At 61.0% G+C, this 7,951-nt stretch carries 7 protein-coding genes; 2 read left to right on the top strand and 5 right to left on the bottom strand.

Annotated elements, in window-relative coordinates; all coding sequences use genetic code 11:
- The coding region (locus tag NW863_RS08900; protein WP_414365854.1) for an efflux RND transporter permease subunit at nucleotides 1-3,123 on the top strand (3,123 nt) is incomplete at its 5' end.
- An 89-nt stretch (nucleotides 3,124-3,212) separates the two neighbouring features.
- Here the strand turns inward: NW863_RS08900 and NW863_RS08905 are convergent.
- The 4 genes from NW863_RS08905 to NW863_RS08920 all read right to left on the bottom strand — a co-directional run bounded on the left by NW863_RS08905 (nucleotide 3,213) and on the right by NW863_RS08920 (nucleotide 5,527).
- Nucleotides 3,213-3,461, bottom strand: a complete 249-nt coding sequence (locus NW863_RS08905) for a DUF2949 domain-containing protein (protein WP_414365855.1) — start codon at nucleotides 3,459-3,461, stop codon at nucleotides 3,213-3,215.
- A 164-nt stretch (nucleotides 3,462-3,625) separates the two neighbouring features.
- The gene (locus NW863_RS08910; RefSeq protein WP_414365856.1) at nucleotides 3,626-4,426 is read right to left on the bottom strand and encodes a hypothetical protein; all 801 of its coding nucleotides are present in this window, start codon (nucleotides 4,424-4,426) and stop codon (nucleotides 3,626-3,628) included.
- 121 nt (nucleotides 4,427-4,547) lie between these two features.
- Nucleotides 4,548-5,297, bottom strand: coding sequence for a low-complexity tail membrane protein (locus tag NW863_RS08915; RefSeq protein WP_414365857.1), 750 nt, complete (start codon nucleotides 5,295-5,297; stop codon nucleotides 4,548-4,550).
- An 11-nt stretch (nucleotides 5,298-5,308) separates the two neighbouring features.
- Complete coding sequence (locus tag NW863_RS08920; RefSeq protein WP_414365858.1) at nucleotides 5,309-5,527, bottom strand: NAD(P)H dehydrogenase subunit NdhS; 219 nt, start codon at nucleotides 5,525-5,527, stop codon at nucleotides 5,309-5,311.
- A 117-nt stretch (nucleotides 5,528-5,644) separates the two neighbouring features.
- Between NW863_RS08920 and NW863_RS08925 the strand changes: the two genes are divergently transcribed.
- Entirely contained in the window at nucleotides 5,645-6,226 is a 582-nt protein-coding gene (locus NW863_RS08925) for an FHA domain-containing protein (RefSeq protein WP_414365859.1), read from the top strand.
- Here NW863_RS08925 and NW863_RS08930 read toward each other — a convergent pair whose 3' ends face one another.
- Nucleotides 6,227-7,729: a cation:proton antiporter gene (locus NW863_RS08930; RefSeq protein WP_414365860.1), complete on the bottom strand. Its 1,503-nt coding sequence runs from the start codon at nucleotides 7,727-7,729 to the stop codon at nucleotides 6,227-6,229.
- Nucleotides 7,730-7,951 lie beyond the last annotated feature (222 nt).

Consider the following 7,951-nt stretch of genomic DNA (forward strand, 5'->3'; position numbering starts at 1 on the left):
GTGAGCATCCCCCTGTTGCCGGTGGACTACTACCCGCAGGTGGCGCCGCCGGCAGTGACGGTGACCGCTGTTTACCCCGGGGCCGATGCCGAGACGGTGGAGACGGCGGTAACGAATGTGCTGGAGCAGGAGATCAACGGCGTCGAGGGCATCCGGTACATCTCCTCGGTCAGCAGCAGCAACGGCACCAGCCAGATCACCGTCACCTTCAGCCCGGATCGGGATCTGGACACAGCAGCTGTGGATGTGCAGAACCGGGTGGCACGCGTGCAGGCGCGGCTGCCGGCAGAAGTGATTCAAAACGGCCTCAGCGTGGAAAAGGCGGGCGATAGCGCTTTTGTGCAGGTGGTGGCGCTGCGCTCAGAGGCGGGGGAATACGACGAGCTGTTTGTGAGCAACTACGCCGAGCTGTTCGTGCGGGATGCCCTGCGGCGCATCCGTGGCGTTAGCGATGTCATCGTCTTTGGGGAGCGCACCTATGCCATGCGCATCTGGCTGGATCCGACGCGGCTGGCCGGCTACGGGCTGACGGCGCTGGATGTGGTGAACGCGGTGCGCCAGCAGAATATCCAGGTGCCTGCCGGCCAAATCGGCAGCCAGCCCAGCCTGCCGGATCAGGAGTTTCAGATCAGCGTCCAGGCCACGGGTCGGCTTTCCCAGCCGGAGGAGTTTGCCCAAATTGTCCTCAAAGCCAGCCCAAATGCCGGCTTGGTGCGCATTGCCGACGTGGGCCGGGTGGAGCTGGGAGCCCGAAGTTACGATACGTTCTTCCGCATCGGCGGCCAGGAGGCGGTGGGGATCGCCATCACCAAGCAGCCGGATGCCAACGCCCTCGAGGTGTCGCGGCAGGTGCGGCAGACGTTGGCCGAGCTGGCGAAAAATTTCCCGCCCGGCTTGATCTACGAGATCGCCTTCGACGCCACGCTGTTCATCACCGAGTCGGTACAAGAGGTGATCTTCACCCTGCTCCAGGCTATCGTCCTGGTGGTGCTGGTGCTGTTTATCTTTTTGCAAGATTGGCGCATCACCCTTATCCCTACCGTCACGATCCCGGTGGCGCTGCTGGGGACGTTCGCCTTTGTGCGCCTATTCGGCTTTTCCATCAACACCCTGACCATGTTTGGCCTCACTTTGGCCACCGGTTTGGTGGTGGACGACACCATCGTGGTGGTGGAGAACATCTCCCGCTACATCCGCGACCGCGGCATGCGGCCTCTGCAGGGGGCCTCGGCGGGGATGAACGAGGTGCTGGGGGCGGTGATTGCCACGACGCTGGTGCTGCTGGGCTTGTTTGTGCCGATCGCGTTCTTTCCCGGCACCAGTGGCCGCATCTACCAGCAGTTTGCCGTCACCATTGCCGTATCGGTTTCCCTGTCTACGTTTAATGCCATTACCCTGGCCCCGGCGTTGTCGGCGCTGCTGATCCGCCCACGTTCTGAGCAGATGTTTTGGCTGTTGCGCTGGTTTGACCGGGCGGTGGAAGGGATCCGCGCCGCCTATCGCCGGCTGCTGGAGCTGGTGGTGAAGCTGCGGCTGGTGGTGGTGGCGGGGTTTGTCGCCTGTCTGGGCCTCACCTATTGGCTGTTCCAGATCGTGCCAACGGGGTTTGTGCCGGATGAGGATCAGGGCTTTTTCATCACCATTGTGCAGGGGCCGCCGGGGGTTTCGCTCAACTACACCGACCGGGTCATCCGGCAGGCCAGCGCCATTTTGGACGGGATCCCGGAAATCGAAAACCAGGTGATCGTGGGGGGGTTCAGCTTTACTGGGCCCTCGCCGGGGAACGGGTTGATCTTCGCCACCCTCAAGCCCTGGGACAAGCGGCGGCGACCGGAACAATCGGCGCAGGCGATTGTCAACCGGCTGTTCGGGCCCTTTTTGGGCGGGATCAGCCGCTCGTTGGTGATCCCGATTTTGCCGCCAGCCATTCCCGATCTGGGAAACACGGGCGGGTTTACCTTCCAACTCCAGGATCGGGGGGTGAACGATTTCAACCTGCTGCAGCAGACGGCCAACGCCTTTTTCTTTGTGGGCAACTCGCCGCCCCCGCCGGGCCAGCCCCCCCTGGGCGTGCGGATTAATCCGCCCACCTTCAACGCCAACTCCCCCCGGTTGCAGGTCAAGGTGGATCGGGACATAGCGCAGGTGCTGGGGATCCCGCTGGCCGAGGTCTTCGGCACGCTACAGACGCTGCTGGGAGGCACCTATGTCAACGACTTTGACCTGTTCAACCGCAATTACCGGGTCTACGTCCAGGCGGACCAGGCTTTCCGGAGCAGCCCCGAACGTATTGGCCAGTTCTACGTGCGCGGTGGGCAGGGGCAGCTCTTGCCCTTGAGCACGTTGGTTCAGGTGGAGGAGACCACCGGCCCGGCGCTCATCAATCATTTCAACCTCTTCCGCTCGGCGGAGATCCAGGGCAGCCCGCTGCCGGGCTTCAGCTCGGGCCAGGCCATTCGGGCTATGGAAAGTCTGGCTGCCCGCTTGCTGCCCCAGGGGTTTGGCTTCGAGTGGTCGGGCCTGTCCTTAGAAGAGATCGAGTCGGGGGGGCAGGCGCCGCTGATCTTTGCTTTGGGGTCGGTGTTCGTCTTCCTGGTGCTGGCGGCCCAATTTGAGAGCTATGTGGATCCCTTGATCATTCTGCTGGCGGTGCCGCTGGCGGTTTTGGGGGCGCTCTCGGCCCAACTGCTGCGGGGCCTGGCCAACGACATCTTTTGCCAAGTGGGGCTGGTGATGTTGATCGGTCTGGCCAGCAAGAACTCGATTTTGATCGTGGAGTTTGCCAACCAACTGGTTGCCCAAGGGATCCCACTGGCCAAGGCCGCGATCCAGGCGGCGGAGACGCGTTTCCGCGCCATCCTCATGACGGCTTTGAGCACGATCCTGGGCATTTTCCCGCTGGCGGTGGCCAGTGGCGCCGGGGCTGCCAGCCGCCAATCTCTGGGCACGGCTGTTATCGGCGGTATGTTCGTCTCAACCCTACTCAGCCTCCTGGTGGTGCCGGTGCTGTATGTCGTCCTCAAAGGGATCCAAGCCCGGCTGTTGGGGGGAGCGACTGTGGATCTGGCGCATCTGCCGCCGCCAGAGGATCCCAAAGGTCTGCTGCCGGAAGAATCGACTTGACTGCAGGGCTAGACCTATGCTTGTGGATTCCAGCTTCTTCCAGGGACACAGAGGGATAGCGCAGAACCTTGGGGCTCTTGCCCCTTTTCTCAGCCGAGGGCCTCGTCTCGGAGCAGCTCGGCGCCGCTAGATACTCTCTCCCAGAACTGGGCCAAGTGTTGCAGGCCCACGAACCCCAACTCCCAGAGGATCAAAGCCAGGGGGCCGTGCTGCTGCCGCTGGATCTTCAGGGCCAAGGCCAGTTGTTTGGGCTTGAGGAGCTGTTGCTGCTCGGCAAAGCGGCAGAACTGCCGATCCCATTGGCTGAGGGCTTGTAAATCCGGCACAGTCGGTTCCATAGGTCTGGCTTGGGTGCAACTAGACGCTGGATCCCTAGAAGGGATCCCCTCCTGTGGATCTCTTCTTCAGAGTACGTGTCTCACCACCTCCTCCCAAGGCGGGTCAAGGCAGAGAGCACTGAGCTTTGCCGCAGAGCTGGGTCGTGGGGGGTGGGCTGGGCAACCTAGCTCCAGGGATCGTCATCGAAGGGGCTGTCCGACCAGTAACCGCCCGACTGGGGTGGAGGAGACTGTTGGGGTGGTGGGTAGCCGATGGGAGTGGAGGGCGGCGGGGTAGGGATGGGAGTCGGCTTTTCCATATCCTCAAGCCGCGGCAGGTCAGTGGGTTTGGGCTCAACACCGAGGCTCCTCAGCTTGGCCTGAGCTTCCTGTATCTGGGCGTTCAGCTCTTCCAAGTAGGCCCGGTAGTGGTTGGCGGCTTCTAAGTATTGCTTGGCTTTGCGCTCGTTATCCTTGATGACGGCTTCCAGCTCTTTGTTGCGAACGGTGTAATCGGCCTCTTGGTTGGTGAGGTTTTCGATAGCCTGGTTGAGGACGGCCCGCCGGCGCTCCAGTTGGGCTACAATCTCTGACAATTGCCGTTCCCGCTCGCTAAGGCTGCGCTCGCGGTTTTGCGTTTGCTCCAGTTGAAAAGCAGCCTGGCTCAGTTGTTCACGCAGGTACATCACCTGGGGCTCAATCTCGTTGCGCTCCTGCTGCAACTCGAAGACCCGTGCTTCTAAGTTGTCTTTTTCTTGCTGCAGCACTTCCCGCTCATTCAAGAGACGGGTATGGAGCTGGTTGAGGAAGTCTACCTCCATCACCACCTGGCTGAGCTGGGTGGCATATTCTCCAAGCTGAGCCAACTCCCGCGCGAGGTTTTGGGTTTCGCTGGTGGCTTGCTCGGTGAAAAACGGGGAAAGCTGGGTGGTTTCTCTGAGGCGTTGGGTGAACTGTTTCAAGCGGGAGGAAAGGTTGCTCGCCATTGCCGGTGCGGTAGCCTCGAAGGTCGGGAGAACGCCGATGGTCAGACAACAGTCTGGATTCCATCCACTCTAACATCGAGCTGCAGTTTCTTTGGGGTGGAAATCCGTCCCAGCAACCTGTCTAGGTCAAGTCAGGGGTTGTTTCCGGTGTGGCAGCCTCCCGTCCTTCAGATTCAGTATCTGAGCTGGCAGCTTCAGATACTTCTGTTACTTTACAGTCAAGTCTCTGATTTTCATCCTTTTGTCCTTGGGATGGGACTGCGGATCCCAGAGCGGCAACCCAGCGTAACAGCCGTTGCAGCAGCGGGATGTGGCGATCGCCAACAACGGAGAAGCGGCTTTCGATCTCCTCAGCAGGGATGGGATCGATTTGGGCCAGCTCCAGCTCGCTGAGGAGGAGCACCCGCACGGCTGCAATGGGGATCTGGAAAAACAGGTTGGCCCCCCAAAACCCGAAGGCGGCTATGGCCAGGCCGGCCAGGCGGGTGCCGCCACCGGGGGTGAGGGAGGCAAAGAGGGGGGCAAAGTCGTAGAGGCGCTCAAAGACTTCTAGCAGCAGGAGTGCCGCCAATACCGTCAAGATCTTGTGTTCGGGGCTGAGGAAGGCAGCTAAAATACGCCGTTGGCCGGGGGTGAGCTCTTCGGGAGGAATGGCGGCCACCCACAGGCTGAAGATGTCGAACGGTTTGCGCCACTGCATGGCAAATACTGGCCCAATGCCCGCCACAGCCACTGCCGCCTGCTCTACTCCCACCGGCAGAAGGGGATCCCCCGTGGCCAACCCAATGACGGTTAGCCCAAGCCACACGGGAAAGAGGAGGATCCCAGCGGCACAGATCCAGAGGAATGGTTCCTGCCAATGGCTGCGCATGGAAAACCAAGCTAGCGACGGGATTTGTCCACCACTTCCAGTTCCGTGAGGCGGAAGGTTACCAATTTATCCCAGTTGCCGCCCTCAAAGAGGACAGCAGCGTGGTCGTCGGTAACCCGCTGCACCTGTCCTTCAAAGAGGTAGTAAGTATCGTTGGGATTGATGACCCGCACAGCCACCCCGGGGTAGATCGGGGGGAGTTCCTGGAGAAGGGATGAAGCTGAAGTCATAGCTGCTGTTTACAATTGCTCACTGCTAGGGGAGCCCTGTCCTATCATTATGAGGGAAAGCCTCTCTTTTGCCGAGTCCCCCCTCGGCGGAGCTAACCCCCGGCCAATGCTCAGACCATGCCTACCGACTCCGCCTTCTCTTCATCCCAGACTTGGCATGTGCTAGTGATCGACGACGAGCAGGGACGGCGGGCCGTGGCCCTCAGTGCCGCCACTTATTCTATCGGCAGGGATCCCAGCAACGCTATTGTCATCCATTCGGCAGCTGTTTCCCGGCAACATGCGCTGCTGTTGCGGCTACCGCACAAGGACGGCCAGTACACCTACCGGCTGCTGGACGGCAATCTTGAGGGCAAGCGCAGCACCAACGGCATCTCAGTGAACGGGCAGAGATGTCTGAGCTGGGATCTCAAGGACGGAGATCAGATCCTGTTGGGGGATCAGGTGCGGCTGCAATACTATGTTCGCCGCTCCTGCGATGCCGATTTTCAGCAGTGTCTCCAGGCTGTGGGCTTCCGCAGCGTTAAGGCAGAGGTGGTGGATCGACGCTCGACCACAATACAGCGGTTCGACCCGCCGTCAGTGCAAGCGATGGCGCCACAAGCAGAGACAACGGACAGGATCCGAGATGGGAAACCACGTCGGCGCAACCCTCTGCGACTGCTGGTACAGGCCATCTGGCGGCAACTGAGGGGTTGATTAACCCTCAGGAATACCCACCCGTCCTGAGTCTGGGGGAGCGAGCTCTGGAGCACTGGCAGCGTCTTTGCGGCCTTGCTCCGTGGCCTCCGCCTGTAGCTCCAAGAGAGAGGGAGGGGCGTCGTCTGGGCCGGACGTATTGGCTTCTATTGCTTCCCCGCCCACCAGCACCCCCCGCAGCCAGAGGGGGGCGATGAAGGTGGTGGCAATCACCATGACGATGATGCTGACGTCGAGAGCCTCGGAGAGAACGCCGCTGGCCGCTCCCACGCCGGCAAACACCAGACCCACTTCGCCGCGGGGAATCATGCCCACGCCGACAGCGTAACGACTGATGCCCGGCTTGCCAAACGCCCCCAGGCCAGCGGCCAGCTTGCCGAAAATGGCAACGCTAACCAAGAAGACGGCAATGATCAACCCCTCCCGGTTGGCAGGGATGGCGGGGTTAAGGACGGCGAGGTTGGTTTTGGCCCCGACACAGACGAAGAAGATGGGCACCAGCAGGTCGGAAACGGGTTTGATCTGTTCTTCTAGCTCTTGACGCTTGTCGGTTTCCCCCAGAATCAGGCCGGCGGCAAAAGCGCCCAAAATCGCCTCCAGGTGGATCACCTGTCCCACGTAGGCCAACAAGAAAGCCAACACCAGAGCGGGCAAAAGGGGGTTGCCGCGGGCTTTCAGGTGGTTGAGAAGGGCCACAAAGTAGGGGCTGAGGAGTCGCCCCAAGACGATAGAGCCGACCAGAAAGACGACAGCGCTGAGGATGATGAGGCTCACATCGGCGACGTCAACCTCTCCGGTTTTGGCCAAGCTGGCCACCACGGCCAAGATGATGATGCCCAACACGTCGTCCAGGACAGCGGCGCCGATGATCACCTGGCCTTCGGGGGAGGTGAGTTTTTGCAGCTCGGCCAAGACGCGGGCGGTGATGCCAATGCTGGTTGCCGTCAGAGCCGCCCCGGCGAAGATGGCAGGGATGGCGGGCACGTGAAAGAGGTAGAGCAGGCCCAGGGTTCCCGCCGCAAAGGGGACAGCAACCCCAATAACGGCCACAGCCGCTGCCTGCGGGCCAACCCGCAACAGTTCCCCCAGATCCGACTCGAGGCCAATTTCAAATAGGAGGATAACTACCCCGATCTCCGAGAGGACGTTGATGATCTCAGTCTGGGAGGCAAACACCGGCACAAGGGATCCCTCGTCGAGGCCGGCAGTCACTTGCAGCAGTTGCATCAAGGCGGAGGAGTGGGCCAAGTTGTGCAACGTCTCTGGGGAGACCGGCCCTTCTGGAAAGACCAGCAGCCCCAGGGCAGAACTTCCCACCAAGACACCCCCCAGCAACTCTCCCAGCACCGGGGGGAAGCTGAGGCGAACGGCAATTTCTCCGGCGATGCGGCTGGCCAAGTAGATAACCACCAACGCCAGCAGCACCGCCACCAAGATCAGGGGAGAGAGGTTGTCTCCCACTGGCGGCTCAACGGAAGCAGCGGCTTCGACAGCCAGCAACACAGGATCTAGGCAATTCAACAGCAAGATCTCACCCTCAGATGGACAGTTTTTCGTCTAAGCCGGCCTAACCAGAGCGGCAGAAAAGCTTGGGTTGCCATCTCTGGGGTCGCTCCGCCGGAAGACTGTTACAAAACCTAACCTCCCGCGCAATCCCCTGGCAACGCCCATGTGAGCACTCTTTCCCTTTGCCTATAGTCCAGATAAATGAACTACCCCACCGCG

It is taken from the genome of Synechococcus sp. B60.1 (genome assembly GCF_047462555.1).
GTDB lineage: Bacteria > Cyanobacteriota > Cyanobacteriia > Thermostichales > Thermostichaceae > Thermostichus.

Coding starts and splice junctions, on each gene's coding strand:
- NW863_RS08925 (WP_414365859.1), top strand. CDS start 5,645: ATGCCTACCGACTCCGCCTTCTCTTCATCCCAGACTTGGCATGTGCTA.
- NW863_RS08915 (WP_414365857.1), bottom strand. CDS start 5,297: ATGCGCAGCCATTGGCAGGAACCATTCCTCTGGATCTGTGCCGCTGGG.
- NW863_RS08910 (WP_414365856.1), bottom strand. CDS start 4,426: ATGGCGAGCAACCTTTCCTCCCGCTTGAAACAGTTCACCCAACGCCTC.
- NW863_RS08905 (WP_414365855.1), bottom strand. CDS start 3,461: ATGGAACCGACTGTGCCGGATTTACAAGCCCTCAGCCAATGGGATCGG.
- NW863_RS08920 (WP_414365858.1), bottom strand. CDS start 5,527: ATGACTTCAGCTTCATCCCTTCTCCAGGAACTCCCCCCGATCTACCCC.